Genomic DNA, 1685 nt, shown 5'->3' with positions numbered 1-1685 from the left:
CTCCATTCTTTGAGTCCCTCAAATGCCAAGAACCTGCCTCCAGGTCGATATCCTTCCACTCAGCGTTACACACCACCCCTGTCCGGCAACCAGTCCAAAGAGTGAACCGCATGACATTCTTCTGAGTGGTGGAGTAGCCCGAGCCCGGCAGCCAAGCCAGAACCGCCGCCAGCTCTTTGTCCGAAAGCACCCTCTTGCCCTTGTTCGGGCTCATACGGATCCTGGCAGTCTTCAAGCTGGCCGTGGCCAACCAGGCCGGGTTAGGGAAATCGTCAGGTAGACGCTCCAGCCCAATGGCGTACTCATAGGCAGCAATGAACTCCCGGAGCACATTCCCAGCTTGGACCCGCGCGCCTCGATCCAGGATCTCCTTGATCAGGTCGACCACATCCTTTCGCTTTACCTCCGCCGCTGGCTTATCGCCTAACACCCGGACAGCGTCATTATGGAGAGTACGTCGCACCTCCCACTGTCCTTTGGGCTTCCTGGCCCCAGGCATCCGTCTCTTCTCCCCGGTTCTCGGATCTGTCACCGTCCGATCCTCAATGACTTCCGTCAGATACTGCTCGACCAGATCTGTCACAGTATAAGCGGCCACGGCTTCGGCTTGCGCCTGTGCAGCCTTTGCCTCCTTTTCTGCCTGGAGCTGACGATCCCGTTCGGCTTTGGGACAAATCCCTTTGGCTCTGAGCTCCTTCATTTTGGAGACCTCAAGGCGGGCTTCTGCAAGCTTCACACCAGGGAAATTGCCGATCTTGACCTGAACCAGCTTGCCCGTCTCGGGGCTTCGGTAGCGATAAGTGAAGGTTTTCAGACCCGAGGAACCGCAGGTAACCCGCAACCCAGCGTTCTCAGCCCCGTCGGTTTTGACCTTATCCCCTGGCCGCATTGCCTCAATGGCACGGACCGATAGTTGCTTGCTTCCTTGTTTGCTATGCTCCATCGCTTTGATCCACCAACACTAACGCTTTCAAGCAAATCCCCGCATCGCAGGCCCCGTCTGGCCTGCAGGGGATTTGGTATAGGTTTTTGGCAGTATAGCACCTTCAAAATCACCTTTTCGAAGGAAAAACCAAAAACCTATACTAAAACCTATACTAATTTTGCGGATTGGGGTGGATTTCCGTGGACACCCACGGACACTACCGGAAATCACATATTTCGCTAACCATTTGAATATATAGCGAAATAAAAGGAAAAACAGGCTGAAACGCACATATGGCGAACCCCAATTTATCCGCACACACACCTATGATGCAGCAATACCTGGCGATCAAGGCCGAGCACCCGGACCAGCTGGTGTTCTACCGCATGGGGGATTTCTACGAATTGTTTTTTGGGGATGCGCAAAAAGCGGCGCGGCTGCTGGACATTACCCTGACCCAACGCGGCCAGAGTGCCGGCAAGCCGATTCCCATGGCAGGGATCCCCTATCATGCGGCAGAGAACTACCTGGCGCGGCTGGTGAAGCTGGGTGAATCGGTAGCTATTGCCGAGCAGATTGGTGACCCCGCCTTGGCCAAGGGGCCGGTGGAACGCAAGGTGGTGCGCATTGTTACCCCAGGCACCGTGAGTGACGAGGCGCTTCTGGAAGAGCGCCGCGACAATCTTCTGTGCGCGGTTTTTGATCACAATAATCAGTACGGCTGCGCCAGCCTGGACCTGGCCGCCGGGCGGTTTGTGGT

General features: G+C 55.9%; 1 protein-coding gene and 1 pseudogene. One reads left to right on the top strand and one right to left on the bottom strand.

Annotated elements, in window-relative coordinates; translation table 11 throughout:
- A partial coding sequence (locus A3730_RS05700) for an integrase arm-type DNA-binding domain-containing protein (protein WP_063537678.1) occupies nucleotides 1-943 on the bottom strand: 943 nt, incomplete at its 3' end.
- 275 nt (nucleotides 944-1218) lie between these two features.
- Between A3730_RS05700 and A3730_RS05695 the strand changes: the two are divergent.
- A pseudogene (locus A3730_RS05695) lies at nucleotides 1219-1685 on the top strand (DNA mismatch repair protein MutS); the annotation flags it as partial.

Source organism: Alcanivorax sp. HI0044 (genome assembly GCF_001634945.1).
This window is presented reverse-complemented; position numbering and strand designations above follow the sequence as displayed.